General features: G+C 62.6%; 13 protein-coding genes. 9 read left to right on the top strand and 4 right to left on the bottom strand.

All coding sequences use genetic code 11. The features are described 5' to 3' along the window. Both ACS5Q1_RS33895 and ACS5Q1_RS33890 read left to right on the top strand, forming a co-directional pair. Nucleotides 1-1,380: GTP-binding protein (locus ACS5Q1_RS33895; RefSeq protein WP_473102346.1), on the top strand; the 1,380-nt coding region annotated here is incomplete at its 5' end. 90 nt (nt 1,381-1,470) lie between these two features. Then, the gene (locus tag ACS5Q1_RS33890; protein WP_473102345.1) at nt 1,471-2,667 is read left to right on the top strand and encodes an O-succinylhomoserine sulfhydrylase; all 1,197 of its coding nucleotides are present in this window, start codon (nt 1,471-1,473) and stop codon (nt 2,665-2,667) included. A gap of 12 nt (nt 2,668-2,679) precedes the next feature. Here the strand turns inward: ACS5Q1_RS33890 and ACS5Q1_RS33885 are convergent, their stop codons facing one another. From ACS5Q1_RS33885 to ACS5Q1_RS33875, 3 genes are all read right to left on the bottom strand, one after another. Next, a complete protein-coding gene (locus tag ACS5Q1_RS33885) occupies nt 2,680-3,531 on the bottom strand; it encodes a sulfurtransferase (protein ID WP_473102342.1) in 852 nt (283 codons plus the stop codon). An 18-nt stretch (nt 3,532-3,549) separates the two neighbouring features. After that, nucleotides 3,550-3,984: an OsmC family protein gene (locus ACS5Q1_RS33880; protein ID WP_473102341.1), complete on the bottom strand. Its 435-nt coding sequence runs from the start codon at nt 3,982-3,984 to the stop codon at nt 3,550-3,552. Nucleotides 3,985-4,116: 132 nt separating this feature from the next. Further along, on the bottom strand, nt 4,117-4,785 hold the full coding sequence (locus ACS5Q1_RS33875) for a peroxiredoxin (protein WP_473102339.1): 669 nt from the start codon (nt 4,783-4,785) through the stop codon (nt 4,117-4,119). Nucleotides 4,786-5,478: 693 nt separating this feature from the next. Here ACS5Q1_RS33875 and ACS5Q1_RS33870 point away from each other — a divergent pair. The 5 genes from ACS5Q1_RS33870 (at nt 5,479) to ACS5Q1_RS33850 (ending at nt 9,964) form a co-directional block, all read left to right on the top strand. Further along, entirely contained in the window at nt 5,479-6,480 is a 1,002-nt protein-coding gene (locus ACS5Q1_RS33870; protein ID WP_473102348.1) for a sulfate ABC transporter substrate-binding protein, read from the top strand. Nucleotides 6,481-6,482: 2 nt separating this feature from the next. Next, nucleotides 6,483-7,331 (top strand): sulfate ABC transporter permease subunit CysT, encoded by an 849-nt coding sequence (gene cysT / locus ACS5Q1_RS33865; protein WP_473102338.1) that lies wholly within the window; start codon nt 6,483-6,485, stop codon nt 7,329-7,331. After that, a complete protein-coding gene (gene cysW, locus ACS5Q1_RS33860) occupies nt 7,324-8,205 on the top strand; it encodes a sulfate ABC transporter permease subunit CysW (protein ID WP_473102336.1) in 882 nt (293 codons plus the stop codon). Before cysT ends, cysW begins: the two co-directional genes overlap by 8 nt. Continuing rightward, entirely contained in the window at nt 8,183-9,256 is a 1,074-nt protein-coding gene (locus ACS5Q1_RS33855; RefSeq protein ID WP_473102335.1) for a sulfate/molybdate ABC transporter ATP-binding protein, read from the top strand. Before cysW ends, ACS5Q1_RS33855 begins: the two co-directional genes overlap by 23 nt. A 357-nt stretch (nt 9,257-9,613) precedes the next feature. Beyond that, entirely contained in the window at nt 9,614-9,964 is a 351-nt protein-coding gene (locus ACS5Q1_RS33850) for a carboxymuconolactone decarboxylase family protein (RefSeq protein ID WP_473102334.1), read from the top strand. Nucleotides 9,965-10,054: 90 nt separating this feature from the next. On the opposite strand, the gene ACS5Q1_RS33845 is transcribed toward ACS5Q1_RS33850, so the two are convergent. Continuing rightward, nucleotides 10,055-11,782 carry a bifunctional protein-serine/threonine kinase/phosphatase gene (locus tag ACS5Q1_RS33845; protein ID WP_473102333.1) on the bottom strand — a complete coding sequence of 576 codons (1,728 nt, stop codon included), beginning with the start codon at nt 11,780-11,782 and terminating at the stop codon, nt 10,055-10,057. Between the two features lie 461 nt (nt 11,783-12,243). Between ACS5Q1_RS33845 and nirB the strand changes: the two genes are divergently transcribed. Continuing rightward, nucleotides 12,244-14,694 carry a nitrite reductase large subunit NirB gene (gene nirB, locus ACS5Q1_RS33840; RefSeq protein ID WP_473102331.1) on the top strand — a complete coding sequence of 817 codons (2,451 nt, stop codon included), beginning with the start codon at nt 12,244-12,246 and terminating at the stop codon, nt 14,692-14,694. Beyond that, nucleotides 14,691-15,023 carry a nitrite reductase small subunit NirD gene (nirD, locus tag ACS5Q1_RS33835; protein ID WP_473102329.1) on the top strand — a complete coding sequence of 111 codons (333 nt, stop codon included), beginning with the start codon at nt 14,691-14,693 and terminating at the stop codon, nt 15,021-15,023. Before nirB ends, nirD begins: the two co-directional genes overlap by 4 nt. The last annotated feature ends 1 nt before the right edge of the window (nt 15,024 follow it).

Below are 15,024 nucleotides of genomic sequence, written 5' to 3'. Positions count from 1 at the left end.
GATGGTCTGGCCAGCGAGCGCGAGCAGGGCATTACGATCGACGTCGCCTATCGCTTCTTCTCGACCGACCGGCGGACCTTCATCGTCGCCGATACGCCGGGCCATGAACAATATACGAGGAACATGGCAACGGGCGCCTCGACCGCGGATGTTGCCATCCTCCTCATCGATGCGCGCAAAGGGATCACTCGCCAGACCCGGCGGCATGCCCTTCTCGCTTCCATGCTCGGGATCCGTCACGTTGCCCTCGCCATCAACAAGATGGACCTCGTGGAATGGTCCGAGGAGAGGTTCAAGCAGATCGACGCGGAGTTTCGAGCCTTTTCGATCAATCTTGGCTTTGACCGGATCGCTTCCATCCCGTTATCGGCTCTGCATGGCGACAATGTCGTCGCGCCATCGTCGCAAGCATCCTGGTATGCCGGGCCGACGCTGCTCTCGTATCTCGAAACCGTCGAGGTCGAGCAGAAAGCCGATGCGGAGCCGTTCCGCATGCCGGTGCAGTGGGTCAACCGGCCCAACCCGGACTTTCGCGGCTTTGCCGGCATTGTCACCAGCGGCGGTGTTAAATCCGGCGACCGGGTGCGGATCCTTCCCTCCGGACTGGAGACGTCCGTTGCGCAGATCGTGACGATGGACGGAGAGCTGAATGAGGCCGTTGCCGGTCAATCCGTCACACTCACCCTGTCCGACGAGGTGGACATCTCGCGCGGTGACGTCATCGCATCCCTGGAGAGGCAGGCTCAGGTCTCCGACAGGATCAAGGCCCGCCTGTTCTGGATGGCGACGGAGCACCTGAAGGAAGGTGACCAGTTTCTGTTGAAGATCGGTGCAGCGTCAGTGCCTGCACGGGTCGTCCGTGTGCGTCAGCGGATCGATCTTGCCTCGCTCGCCTCTGTGCCCGTGTCGTCGCTGGGCGCCAACGATATCGGCCAGGTGGTTCTCGCCCTGGACCAGCCCGTCGCCTTCGATCCCTATGCCGAGAGCCGTCGCACGGGCGGCTTCATTCTCATCGACCGGGAGAGTTTCGACACGGTGGCAATCGGTCTCGTGGATGGAGCAGTGGCCGAGGAGCCCGTCAACCTCCAGGTCGTCCGGAACAATGCTCCGTTGGCCTGGATCAAGTGGACGGGCGAGCAGAAGCGGCGCAGCGCCCTGAAGGCCATGTCGTGGCGGGTCATCGGATCGGTTGCGACCGTCGGCGCGGCCATCGTTCTGACGCAGGATATCCGCTTAGCCGCAGCCATTGGCGCGACCGAGGTGGTGACCAAGCTCGTGCTCTATTACGGCCACGAGCGCCTGTGGGCCCGCATCCGCTATGGCCTGTCCGTTGCAACCGGCCACCATGGCGGCGGCCCTCAGAGTTCGGGCGCCAAGTAGGCGCCGGTCCTCTTTCTCAATCACCAATCATCATGACAACGCCTGCTGAGCTGCCGCGGAGTAGCAGCCCACCAGGGTGAAGGAAGAACAATGAGCGAGCGTTCACGTCGAACCCGGCCCCTGCATGCGGACACCCGGCTTGTTCATGAAGGCACGCTGCGGTCGGAGTTCGGCGAGACCTCCGAAGCGCTGTTTCTCACCCAAGGCCACGTTTATGCCAGTGCCGAGGAATGTGAGGCCCGCTTCAAGGGAGAGAGCCCGGGCTTTCTCTATGCCCGCTTCTCGAACCCGACGGTCACGATGTTCGAGCAGCGCATCGCATCCTTCGAAGGAGCCGAGTCCGCTCGTGCGACGGCGACCGGCATGGCCGCCGTGACAGCGGCTCTCATGGGCCTGCTGCAGGCGGGCGACCACATCGTTGCCGCCCGTGCGCTCTTCGGGTCCTGCCGCTATGTCGTCGCTGAGCTCCTGCCCCGGTTTGGCGTGGCATCGACCCTCGTGGACGGAACCGATCTCGACGCGTGGCGCAAAGCTATACGGCCTGAGACAAAGGTCTTCTTTCTGGAAAGCCCGGCCAATCCCACCCTGGAGGTCATCGACATCGAGGCCGTCGCCGCGATTGCCCGTCAGGTCGGGGCGAAGCTGGTGGTGGACAACGTGTTCTCTACGCCAGTCTGGCAGAAGCCGCTGCAGCTCGGAGCTGATTGCGTCGTCTATTCTGCGACCAAGCACATCGATGGACAGGGGCGCTGCCTTGGCGGCGTCATTCTTGCGTCCGAGGAGTTCATCCAGACGCACGTCCATACGTTGCTCCGGCAGACGGGCCCTTCGATGTCTCCCTTCAACGCTTGGGTGCTTCTGAAAAGCCTGGAAACACTTCCCCTGCGCGTCGAGCGTCAGACCCGGGCGGCGGCTATCGTGGCGGACGCATTGGCAGGACATGCCAAGATCGCCCGACTGATCTATCCGGGACGCGCCGATCATCCGCAGGCCGATATCATTGCCCGGCAGATGACGGGAGGCTCGACCCTGCTCGCCCTTGAAATCGAGGGAGGCAAGGCCGGGGCCTTTCGCTTCCTGAACGCCCTCGATCTGATCCGGATCTCCAACAATCTCGGCGACGCCAAGAGCCTGATCACCCATCCGGCGACGACGACGCATCAGCGCTTCACGCCGGAGGAACGCACGGAAATGGGGGTCTCGGAAGGTCTGGTCAGACTCTCAGTGGGTCTTGAGCATCCCGATGATCTGATCGAGGACCTGACGCAGGCTCTTGAGTGCGTTTGAGGCGTTTTCGTCTTAGCTCGCGTTTATGGCGACAGGCCGGCTGGGATCCTGGGTCCACTCTGACATCGAGCCATCATAGAGCATCACATCGGGGCGTTTGAGCACCTCCGAGAGGACGAACCAGTTCGTGGAGGCGAGGTGGCCAGTGTTGCAATAGCTCACCACGGGCCCTGGGGGAATTTGCCCGAACAATTGCTCGAGTTCCGTGACAGGGCGTAGACGTCCGGTCCCCGGCTGGATGGCTCTGCTGTGGTCCAAGTGGATGGCGCCCGGAAGGTGTCCGGCGCGAGCAGCCTGTGAGCTCTTCTCCCGCCCGTCGAATTGAGCCTGTGAGCGTCCGTCGAGCAGCGTCGCATTGGCTCCGGCGATTGCTTTCTCGACAGCGTTGGCCCTCGCTCGCAAGCCTTCTGTGAGGCGCACAGGATAAGGCCCAGTTGCTACCGGAGCAGACAGCCCGGTTTCTTCTCGCCCGCCCACGTCTCGCCAAGCCCTGAAGCCTCCGTCGAGAATCGATACCTGCTGGTGACCGGCAGTTTTCAGGGTCCAATAGACACGGGCGGCCGCACTGAAATCGGAAGCGGCTTGCCCGGCTGAGACGATAACCACATGGTGCTCGGGCGTCATTCCGATGCGGCTCAGCAGGGCGGACAAATGGGTCGCATCGGGCAGCAGGCCGCCGGCACCACCCTCAGTGATCCGCCAGCCATCGGCGGCGTAGTCGCTGTGGATTGCGCCGGGAATGTGCCCGGCTTCGAATGCTGTCTGGCCGCCGTTTTCCGTCGAGCGAATATCTATGATCACAAGCGAGGAATCGAGGAAATGATCGGCAAGCCATGCGGCTGAAACGAGGGGTGAGGCAGTCATGATAAGGGCCCTGACCAATTACGCGGCAAGACGAGGATCGATGATCCAGGAGTGCGTGATCTCGGCAACCCGACCCAGCATGATGGATGCGGAGCAATACTTCTCCTTTGACAGCTGGATGGCGCGCTCGACCTTCTCGGGCGAGAGCGCTTGCCCTGAGAGATAGTACTTGAGGTGAATCGTCGTAAACACCTTCGGATCCGTCGACGCGCGCTCGGCGTCGACCTCGACGACGCAATCAGTGACAGGCTCACGGCCGCGTTTCAGGATAAGCACCACGTCGAACGCCGTGCAGCCGGCCAGCCCCAGCAGCATGAGCTCCATAGGACGAATGCCAACATTGCGGCCGCCGTTCTCGGGGGCGCCGTCCAGCACGATGGCATGCCCGCTTCCGGACTCGCCTGTAAACATCATGCCCTCGACCCAGGACACGCGCGCTTTCATGCTGGTCATTTCGTTTCCTTGAATGTGAGCATCCGGCAGCCCGGCCATCAGCGCATTTGGGCGCCGCCAGCAATCATGCAGGCGGCGCCCCTATCCGGGGCAAGAGGTAATTGCCCCTCGCTTCGCACGTGCGATTGCAGATCAGTTCGCCTTGGCGGGCTGCGGCACGATACGCAGATATGGCTTCGGCGCTTTCCAGCCGCCCGGATAGAGGTTCTTGGCTTCCTCGTCCGATACGGAGCCGGCGATGATGACATCCTCGCCTTGCTTCCAATTGGCAGGCGTGGCGACCCGGTGCTGAGCCGTCAGCTGAAGGGAGTCGATGACCCGCAGCACTTCGTCGAAGTTGCGACCCGTGGTCATGGGATAGACCAGGACGAGCTTGATCTTCTTGTCGGGACCGATGATGAAAACGTTGCGCACCGTCTGGTTGTCGGCGGCCGTGCGCCCTTCCGCCGTGTCTCCCGCGTGGGCCGGGAGCATGCCGTAGAGCTTGGAAATCTTGAGGTCGGGATCGCCGATGATCGGATAGTTGACGGCTGCCCCTTGTGTCTCCTCGATGTCACGGGCCCAAGCCTCGTGCCTCTCGACGGGATCGACGGAGAAGCCGACGACCCTCACGCCGCGGCGATCGAATTCAGGCTTGAGCCGAGCCACCTCGCCTAGTTCTGTCGTGCACACGGGAGTGAAATTCTTCGGATGCGAGAACAGCACCGCCCAGGAATCGCCAATCCACTCATGGAAGCGGATCGGGCCTTCGGTCGTCACCGTCTCGAAATCGGGGGCAATCTGGCCGATTTGAAGTGTCATAGCAGGGATCTTTCTCCGTTACGCGTGGATTGGTCGCTGCATGTGCAAGGCAGGGTGCAATCGATTGGTCCGATCACGTGTGTTTCATCGCTTCGGTGCCAGCACACGGCGCATGCGACCGATCCTCATCGCAAGTTCAGCTGTATGATCCGCATGAAATCGTGCCGGAAGCCAACTTGAAGCGGAGGAATGCACCGACTGGCAGGATCGGAGTTTCCGGCAGCAGGAGGACTAAGTCAATAAAAATGTTCTTTTTATAGAACAGTCTGCAAGGAAATAGTTTGCCAGAGAGGCCCTTCCTTGAGAGAAGAATATTCTAAATCGCCCTATTGTGGGCCTGTTTGAGACATAATCAGCCGCTGCCGCAAATGCTCGGACGAATAAAAATTAGTCCTCCGCTATTCGCCCCGTTTCTAGTGCAAGCATACTACAGCAACGCGGCTCCAGTAGAATTTCATTCTATGAGCCTGCCTCTGTATACTACAAAAGAGCACAAAACAGGAGGAAATCAATGAAGCAAACTGCCCGGGCCATTTGACACTCGTTCTTTTTAGCGGATATTTCTCTGCCCTGTTTGGGAGCCTGGGTAGCTTGCTGCTCGCTCTCGCTTCGATCACAACCCGGGAGGGTAGAGTGCACGGCAATTCCCTAGAAGTCGCTGGCGCGAGGACATATTCTCGACTGCGGTCCGTCCTGCCGGCCGTCGGCTTGATCGCCTTGGGAAGCGTTGGCCTTCTGACGCTCTCCGGTACCGCATCGGCCCAGTCGCAGCTGCTGAACGTGTCCTACGACCCGACGCGGGAACTCTACCGCGAGATCAATCAGGCCTTTGCCGATGATTGGAAAGCAAAGACCGGCGAGGCCGTATCGATCCGGACCTCTCACGGCGGATCCGGCGCTCAGGCCCGTACGGTGATCGACGGCATCGACGCCGATGTGGTGACGCTCGGGATTCCGTCCGACATCGATGCGATTGCGAAGGCCACCAAGAAGATCCCGGCCGATTGGCGCGGCAAGCTGCCCAACAACTCGTTGCCTTACACCTCGACCGTCGTCTTTTTGGTTCGTAAGGGCAATCCAAAAGGGATCAAGGACTGGAACGATCTTGTGAAGCCAGGTGTCCAGGTGATCACGCCCAATCCGAAGACTTCCGCGGGCGGCCGTTGGAACTTCCTGGCGGCCTGGGGCTATTCCCAGACCAAGGACGGCAGTGCTGACAAGGCGAAGGAGTTCGTCACCGCTCTCTACAAGAACGTTCCGGTGCTCGACACGGGCGCTCGCGGATCAACCGTGACCTTCGCGCAGCGCAGCCTCGGAGATGTTCTGCCGGCATGGGAGAACGAAGCCTTCCTCGTGCTTGATGAATTCGGACGCGACAAGTTCGAGATCGTGGTGCCGACGCTGTCGATCCTGGCGGAGCCGCCGGTTGCTCTCGTCGAGGGCAATGTGGATGGCAAGGGCACGCGCAAGGTCGCTGAGGCCTTTCTCAACTTCCTCTACACCGACAAGGCGCAGGCGATTTTCGCCAAGCATCATTATCGCCCGATCAAGTCCGAAGCCGCCAAGCCAGAGGATCTCGCGGCTCTGCCGAACCTGAAGCTGTTCACGATTGAGTCGCTCCAGGGCAACTGGGACGACATCCAGAAGAACAACTTCGATTCCGGCGGCCTCTTCGATCAGATCAGCAAGCGCTGACCATGGCCTCGGCGTCCTATCTGCGTCTCAAGCAAGCGAGCGTGCTGCCGGGCTTCGGCGTCACGCTCGGTTACACGCTGCTGTACCTTGGGTTGCTGGTGTTGCTGCCACTCGGCGCGCTGGTGGTGAAGGCCTCAGGCATCGGAATCACCGGTATTGCTGCGACTGCCGCCGACCCCCGGGTTGCTGCGGCCCTCGAGACGAGTTTCAGCATTTCCCTGCTTGCCGCCGGCGTCGCCTCTCTCTTCGGCCTTCTGATTGCATGGGTTCTGACCCGGTACGATTTCCCGGGCCGTAAGCTCATCGATGCCATCGTGGATCTGCCCTTTGCCCTGCCAACAGCTGTTGCCGGCATTGCACTTGCCGCCCTTTATGCGCCGAATGGCTGGGTGGGATCGCTGCTGGAGCCTCTGGGTCTCAAGGTGGCTTATACGCCCTTGGGTATCTTCATCGCCCTGGTCTTCATTGGGCTTCCTTTCGCTGTCCGCACCGTTCAGCCGCTGATCGCGGAAATTGAATGTGAGTTGGAGGAAGCCTCTGCGACTCTCGGTGCTTCCCGCTGGCGCACCCTTTGCAGTGTTCTCCTGCCTCCGCTTCTTCCTGGCGTGCTGACGGGCTTCGCATTGGCCTTTGCCCGCGGGGTCGGAGAGTACGGATCGGTGATCTTCATCGCCGGAAACCTGCCCTATGTTTCGGAAATCGCGCCGCTGCTGATCGTGATCAAGCTGTCGGAATACGACTACACCAGCGCGACGGTGATCGCCACCATCATGCTGGCGATCTCGTTCTCAGTGCTTTTGCTGATCAACCTGATCCAGGCTTGGAGCCGCAGGAGGTTTGGTCATGTCTGATCTCAGCGCTGCTCTGGCCGTGCCGGTTCCATCGCAGCAGAGCGTAGTGACCGAGCAGAAGCCGATCCGATGGCTGGCCATCTCGGTCGCTCTCATCTTCCTGCTTCTGTTCCTGGTTCTGCCGCTCGTTGTCGTCTTCGTGGAAGCCTTCAGGCGAGGGCTTGGGGGCTTCCTCGCCGCCTTTCAGGAGGCGGATGCCCTGGCGGCGATCCAACTGACGCTGACGGTGGCTGCCATCGCGGTGCCATTGAATCTCGTGTTCGGTCTCATGGCGTCCTGGGCCATCGCCAAGTTCGAGTTCAAGGGCAAGAGCCTGCTGATCACCCTGATCGACCTGCCGTTTTCCGTCTCGCCGGTCGTGTCGGGCCTGATTTACCTGCTTCTTTTCGGGGCGCAGGGCTTGTTCGGGCCTTGGCTCATGGCGCATGGCATCAAGATCGCCTTCGCTCTGCCGGGCATTGTCCTCGCCACCATCTTCGTGACGTTCCCCTTCGTGGCACGGCAGCTCATCCCGCTCATGCAGGAGCAGGGCACGGCCGAAGAAGAGGCTGCTTTGACGCTGGGCGCGAGCGGGTGGCGCACCTTTCTCACCGTGACGCTGCCGAACATCAAGTGGGGACTGCTGTACGGCGTCCTTCTGTGCAATGCCCGCGCCATGGGCGAGTTCGGTGCGGTTTCCGTGGTCTCGGGCCACATCCGCGGCTTGACCAACACCATCCCGCTTCACGTGGAGATTCTCTACAATGAGTATAACTTCGTTGCGGCCTTTGCCGTCGCCTCGCTCCTCGCCGGCCTCGCCCTCGTCACATTGGCGCTCAAGTCTTGCCTCGAATGGCGTCACGGAGCTGACCTTGCCGGCGGCGCACACCGCTGAGCGGAGCCAAGCGGTCGATATCCGTATTGCGGGCGTGACGAAGAACTTCGCGGGCGCGGCCGCTCTGCACGATGTGGATCTCGATGTCCGGCCTGGAGAGCTCCTGGCGCTGCTCGGCCCCTCGGGTTCGGGCAAGACCACGTTGTTGCGCATCATAGCCGGATTGGTGGAGGCCGATCGCGGGCAGGTGCTCTTCGGGGGCGTGGAGGCGACATCTCTTCCCGTGCAGAAGCGGCAGGTCGGCTTTGTCTTTCAGCATTATGCCCTGTTCAAGCACATGAGCGTTGCCGACAACATCGGTTATGGGCTGCGGGTGCGCGAGCGGGCGAACCGCCCGTCCAAGGCCGAGATCCGGCGCCGCGTTTCCGAACTGCTCGATCTGGTCCAGCTGTCCGGCTATGAGAGCCGGTTTCCGGCTCAGCTCTCCGGCGGCCAGCGCCAGCGGGTCGCGTTGGCGCGGGCGCTCGCCGTCGAGCCGCGCGTCCTTCTGCTCGACGAGCCCTTCGGCGCCCTCGACGCCAAGGTCCGCAAGGATCTCCGCGCCTGGCTGCGTGACATCCACGAGCGCACCGGCACGACGACGGTCTTCGTCACCCATGATCAGGATGAGGCCCTGGAATTGGCAGACCGGGTCGCTGTCCTGAACCGTGGACATCTCGAGCAGGTTGGCAGTCCCGACGACGTGCAGGACTACCCTGCGACACCCTTCGTGATGACCTTTCTCGGTCAGGCCGCCCGCTTCAATGCCGAAATTCGCGATGGGCGGGTGCTGCTGAACGGAAAGCTCGTTCCTGTGGCTGCACCGAAGTCCACTATTGGCCCGGCGAGTCTCTACTGCCGGCCCTGGCACCTGAAGCCGGTACCCGCCGGCCATGGACACCATCAGGGTATTGTCAGTGGCGTTCGGCGTCTCGGATCCATGCGCCGGATCGAGGTCTCGCAAGCCGATGGGAAGAAGCTCGAGGTTGAGGTTGCTCTTGTGACGAACCTGAGAGTCGGCGAGGAGATCGGCCTGGACATCCTGGACGGTGCGATCTTCCGCGAAGGCTGAAAGCGCCAATAGCAGACATCAATGGATGCCAATGAAGACAGGGCAGAGGAGCCACATTCGGTGATCTCCCCACTCGGAAGTGTGCACCCGCTATCGCCGCAACGAGAATCGGTCGGCTCAATGCTAAAATGATTACAGCTCCAGCGTGACGTGATGGCAGTCCGCTCGACGGTCATGAGGGGTGCCGAGCTGCTATAGATCGCCTGGCAGGTCGTCTGTCTAAAAGCCTATGGTGCGCATGATCCCAAAGCCCTGATGTACACTCACCGCGGCAATCCAGGGGCAGTTGCTAGAGCGCGTCGCCTCACGATGCTAAGGGCACCAGAACATTATCCAAACTTCTCAAAGGAGGAGCTTATGATAGAGGCCCCCGAGAACTTACCGTCCGGCGCAGGCGAGATCGCACAGACGTACCCGGCGATCTGGAAGGCCTACGCGGCTCTTGGAAAAGCATGCGCTGAAGCAGGTCCCCTCGATGGGCGGACACGGCGGTTGGTGAAGCTTGCTCTTGCTGTCGGGGCGCTCTCGGAGGGTGCCGTGCACTCCCACACGCGCCGGGCCTTGGCTGAAGGCCTCGCAACGGAGGAACTTAAGCAGGTGGCCCTCCTTGCGATCCCAACGCTGGGCTTCCCACAAGGCGTGAAGGCCTTCACGTGGATTGAGGATATCACTGATCCTGCTTCGTCTGACACAGACAACTCCCAGTAAGGCGCTTGTTCAGCCTTGCTTCCTCAGTCGGGTCCTTCGGCCCAATATCGGAAAGCGTTCTCCCAACCGGATGGCGCCGCGCCATAGGCGCTATCTGAAGGCCCAACTGACGAACAGCAGAATGGCGAGCGTGATGGCAATCATTTGCCAGACGAGCACTGGATTGCGTTCGTAAAGCGGCTTGCTATGGAGGACAGTCGGCAGCGCTCGCGCGGAACCGTGCTCCAGTTCGAACGCCAGCTCGAGCACGTCGCCAAATCGATCATGCGGCGACACCGCAAGGGCCCGCGCAAGGACCTGATCCAGCCAGGCCGGCAGATCGGGCCGATGGGAGGTGAGCGGAGTCGGTTTGCTGAACCGGGGACGAGAGAACGGCTCGATCTCACCGTAAGGATAGACACGGCTGAACAGGCGGTAGATCGTGACAGCCAGCGCAAACTGATCCGACAGCACGTCACCCGCAGCGCCGGCGAAGAGTTCAGGCGCCATGTAGCTTGGCGTGCCGGGTGCGTGCTCCAAGGCAAAATCGTCCATTCCGGCGACGCGTGCGACACCGAGATCGACCAGCTTCACGCCGGTTTCTGCCTGCTCCGCAGCGTGCTCGAGGATCACATTGTCCGGTTTGATATCCCGATGCACGATGCTGGCCCGGTGCAGGGCGGCAACGCCCTTGGCCAGCTTGATCGCGAGCGCCAAACCTTCAGAAAGGGATATCGGGGGCGACCGTTGCAGCCGCGCCTCCAGGGTTTCTCCCTCATAGAACGGCATCACCGAGTAGAGACGGGTCTGACGCTCCGGCGGAATCTCGAGAACCTCTCCAACCCAGGGACTGCGGACGCGCGCCGCGATCCAGGTCTCCCGGACAAAAGCCTGCCGAAGCACGGCATCGGCGTCCTGGATGGGCTTCGGAAACTTGATGATGACGGAGCGGTTCGCGACGGTATCGTGCGCCCGGAATACGCGGCTGTACCGGCCATCGGACAGTTGAGCCTCCAGATCGAATCCATCGATGACGGCGCCGATCGTAGGCGGTGGCAGAATGGGCTGGCCTGCAATTGCAAGCTCGAGATCCGGCTGGTTCGCCGGCGGCAGGCTCAGAACATCGAGAACGAGGGCTGTCGCGTTGTCCCCGCTTCGGGCAGCCAAGGCCGCGGCGGTCAGGCTCCGCGCCGTCTCCTCCGGTGAGGCTCTCCGGGCGAGCTCGTGCCGGAGGACCCGCTCAGGCAAGTATCCATGGACTCCGTCAGTGCACAGAAGATACCGGTCGTGAACTTGCACAGGCTCGGCGAGATAATCGATCTGAATGCTGTCGCTGGCCCCGACGGCCCGCCGGAGGACGCCCTGCATGCCCCATTCATGGAACGTGTGATCCGTGGTGAGCAGATCCAGGCGGTCGTGACGAAGGCGATACAGCCGGCTGTCCCCGACATGGACGATGTGAGCCTGACGCCCCCACAGGACGAGCGCGGTCAGCGTGCAGGCCATCCCCTGAAGCTCGGCGTTGCTGCGGCCGATGGCGTGGACCCAGCGGTTCATCGCCTCGAGGGCCCGCGCGCTTTTCTTCCGCACGCCGAGAAGCTCGCTCTGGCCGAGGTAACCATCGATGAAGCCCCGCACCACGGTCTCGGCGGCCACGCGACCACCCCTGGCCCCACCGACCCCGTCCGCGATCGCCGCCACCACACCATGGCGCGTCCGCTGCGCGAGCGTGCCCTCGAAGAAAGCGAAATAGTCCTCATTGTCGACGCGTGGTCCGCGTTCCGAGGAATAGCCTAAAGCGACACGGAGCTGCTCTGGCTCTTGCTGGTGGAAAGACATGCCGCCCCCCTGAGAGCTTCCCGACCCCAATGGTCCGATGTCGAGTGCCACACCTTGCGATAGTCCTGACACGACGGCGCTGCGTGTCCAGTCCGCCCTCTTGGTCGGGCCAAGCATAGCGGGATGAACATCCGCCAAGGTGACCATTCTGCGAGCATTCTGCCGTCCAGAAGTTACGCACTTTGCACAAAATATAGACTTGATTAAAAAGTAGGCAATCGATAGTCTTTCTAAACAACGCGGACCACGACAACGAAGTCACAAGGTCTCGCTGCACCGTCTGATCAAAGGCGATCAGACAGTTTTGCCGCTCATCTGGCATTGCTCCGACAACGACGTCGCATGAATGGCCTGGATGCTGCGCAAGCAGCACGTGGCTACTTCAGGCGACGCTTTTGTGCTTGCGGCCGCGTGCCGAGGAGCAGGTGCCTGGGACTTTTGACTTTCTCAGGGAGACTGAGATGCCCAAGAAGCTTGTCGTCATCGGCAACGGCATGGCCGCCGGTCGTGCCCTGGAGGAGCTGTTCGAGCGTGCTCCCGGCGAATACGAGGTCACGATCTTCGGCGCCGAGCCGCGGGTGAACTACAACCGCATCATGCTCTCGCCGGTGCTCTCGGGCGAGAAGGCCTATGAGGACATCCTGATCCATGACGATGCCTGGTACGAGACGCATGGCATCACGCTCCATCGCGGCAAGCAGGTGGTGGAGATCGACCGGGAAGCCAAGCGCGTGGTCGCGGCGGACGGAACTGTCGCGGATTACGATCAGCTCCTCGTCGCCACCGGATCGATGCCCTTCGTGGTGCCGATCCCCGGCGCGACCCTGCCGGGCGTGGTCACCTACCGGGATCTGGACGACGTCAACAGGATGCTCGAAGCGGCCCAGAAGGGCGGGCGCGCCATCGTCATCGGTGGCGGCCTGCTCGGGCTCGAAGCGGCGGCCGGCCTTCAGGCGCAGGGCATGGAGGTCACGGTCCTGCATCTCATGCCGACCCTGATGGAGCGCCAGCTCGATCCCTCGTCCGGCTACCTGTTGCAGAAGGCTTTCGAGGACCGCGGCATCACGGTCCGCTGTAAGGCGAACACCCATGCGATCCTGGGCGACACGCATGTGACCGGCGTCCGGCTCGACGACGGCACCGAGCTTGCCGCCGACATCGTCGTCATGGCCGTCGGCATCCGTCCGAATGCGGTTCTGGCCAAGGAGGCGGGCCTCGAGACCAACCGTGGCGTGCTCGTCGGCGACGACATGCGCACGAGCGACCCGGACGTGTTCGCGGTCGGCGAATGCGTCGAGCATCGCGGCCTCTGCTACGGCCTCGTGGCGCCGCTCTATGAGATGGCGAAGGTGGTGGCCGCGCAGCTCGCCGGCGACGAGACGGCGGCCTATACCGGCTCCGTCACCGCGACCAAGCTGAAGGTGACGGGCATCGACTTGTTTTCGGCCGGCGATTTCGGCGAGGCCAAGGACCGGCAGGACATCGTGCTGCGCGACGCGTCGCGCGGCATCTACAAGCGCCTCGTCCTGAAGGAGAACCGCATCGTCGGCGCCGTCCTCTACGGCGAGACGGGGGACGGCTCCTGGTTCTTCGATCTCCTGCGCAAGGAGGCCGATGTCTCCGAACTGCGCGATACCCTGATCTTCGGCCAGTCCTATGTCGGGGGTGCCCCCCTGGACCCTACGGCGGCCGTTGCAGCCTTGCCGGATGATGCGGAAATCTGCGGCTGCAACGGCGTCTGCAAGGGCAAGATCGTCCAGGCGATCACCGACAAGGGCCTGAGCTCGCTCGCCGAGGTGAGGGCGCATACCAAGGCCTCCGCCTCCTGCGGCACCTGCACCGGCCTCGTCGAGCAGGTGATGACTCTGACCCTCGGCGACAAGTTTGCCAAGGCGGCGGTCGAGCCCATGTGCAGCTGCACCGATCTCGGCCATGACGATGTGCGCCGTCTCATCCGGGCGGCGGAGCTGAAGTCGATCCCGGCGGTGATGCAGGAACTGGGCTGGAAATCCTCCTGCGGCTGCGCCAAGTGCCGCCCGGCCCTGAACTACTACCTTCTCTGCGACTGGCCGGAGGAATACGAGGACGATGGCCGCTCGCGCTTCATCAACGAGCGTGTCCACGCCAACATCCAGAAGGACGGCACCTATTCGGTGGTGCCGCGCATGTGGGGCGGATTGACCAATCCACGGGAGCTGCGCGCCATCGCCGATGTGGCCGAGCGCTACAACATCCCGACCGTGAAGGTGACCGGCGGCCAGCGCATCGACCTGTTGGGCGTGCGCAAGGAGGACTTGCCGGCGGTCTGGGCCGACCTCAACGAGGCCGGCATGGTCTCGGGCCATGCCTATGCCAAGGGCCTGCGTACGGTGAAGACCTGTGTCGGCACGGATTGGTGCCGCTTCGGCACGCAGGATTCGACCGGCCTCGGCGTCAGGATCGAGCAGTTCATGTGGGGCTCCTGGACGCCGGCGAAGGTGAAGATGGGCGTCTCCGGCTGCCCGCGCAACTGCGCGGAAGCGACCTGCAAGGATGTCGGCGTGATCTGCGTCGATTCCGGCTACGAGATCCACTTCGCCGGCGCCGCCGGCCTGCACATCAAGGGCACGCAGCTGCTCTGCAAGGTGCCGGAGGAGGACGAGTGCATCGCGGTCATCGCGGCCCTGACGCAGCTCTATCGCGAGCAGGGGCACTATCTCGAGCGCATGTACAAATGGGCCGACCGGGTCGGCGTCGACTCCATCCGGGCGACCGTGGTCGACGACCTGGAAAAGCGCCGGGCGCTCTACGAGCGCTTCGTCATCTCGCAGCGCAATGCGCAGGTCGATCCCTGGGCCGAGCGGGCCGCCGGGCGCGACGCGCACGAGTTCAGGCCCATGGCGAACTTCACCCTGGCGGAGGCAGCGGAATGAGCGAGTGGATCGATGTGGGTGCCGTCGACGACGTGCCGGTTCTCGGATCACGCGTCGTGCAGGCGCCCGGCGGCGACATCGCCGTGTTCAAGGCAGCGGACGGAACGCTGTTCGCCCTGCGTGATCGCTGCCCGCACAAGGGTGGGCCGCTGTCGCAAGGCATGGTGCATGGTCATTCCGTGACCTGCCCGCTGCACAACTGGGTGATCAGCCTGGAAAGCGGGGAGGCACAGGGGGCGGACCAGGGCTGCACCCACAAGATCCCGCTGCGGATCGAAGGCACGCGCATCCTGCTCGCCGCTTCGGCCCTGATGGCGCGCGCGGCCTGAG

It is taken from the genome of Microvirga sp. GN3 (assembly GCF_055792825.1).
Note: the sequence above shows the minus strand (reverse complement) of the source record. Positions and strands in the feature narration are given on the sequence as shown.

Excerpts from the sequence above, each read along its gene's own strand:
- nirD (WP_473102329.1), top strand. The coding sequence starts at position 14,691 with ATGAGCGAGTGGATCGATGTGGGTGCCGTCGACGACGTGCCGGTTCTC.
- ACS5Q1_RS33845 (WP_473102333.1), bottom strand. The coding sequence starts at position 11,782 with ATGTCTTTCCACCAGCAAGAGCCAGAGCAGCTCCGTGTCGCTTTAGGC.
- cysW (WP_473102336.1), top strand. The coding sequence starts at position 7,324 with ATGTCTGATCTCAGCGCTGCTCTGGCCGTGCCGGTTCCATCGCAGCAG.
- nirB (WP_473102331.1), top strand. The coding sequence starts at position 12,244 with ATGCCCAAGAAGCTTGTCGTCATCGGCAACGGCATGGCCGCCGGTCGT.
- ACS5Q1_RS33850 (WP_473102334.1), top strand. The coding sequence starts at position 9,614 with ATGATAGAGGCCCCCGAGAACTTACCGTCCGGCGCAGGCGAGATCGCA.
- ACS5Q1_RS33880 (WP_473102341.1), bottom strand. The coding sequence starts at position 3,984 with ATGACCAGCATGAAAGCGCGCGTGTCCTGGGTCGAGGGCATGATGTTT.
- ACS5Q1_RS33890 (WP_473102345.1), top strand. The coding sequence starts at position 1,471 with ATGAGCGAGCGTTCACGTCGAACCCGGCCCCTGCATGCGGACACCCGG.
- ACS5Q1_RS33885 (WP_473102342.1), bottom strand. The coding sequence starts at position 3,531 with ATGACTGCCTCACCCCTCGTTTCAGCCGCATGGCTTGCCGATCATTTC.
- cysT (WP_473102338.1), top strand. The coding sequence starts at position 6,483 with ATGGCCTCGGCGTCCTATCTGCGTCTCAAGCAAGCGAGCGTGCTGCCG.
- ACS5Q1_RS33875 (WP_473102339.1), bottom strand. The coding sequence starts at position 4,785 with ATGACACTTCAAATCGGCCAGATTGCCCCCGATTTCGAGACGGTGACG.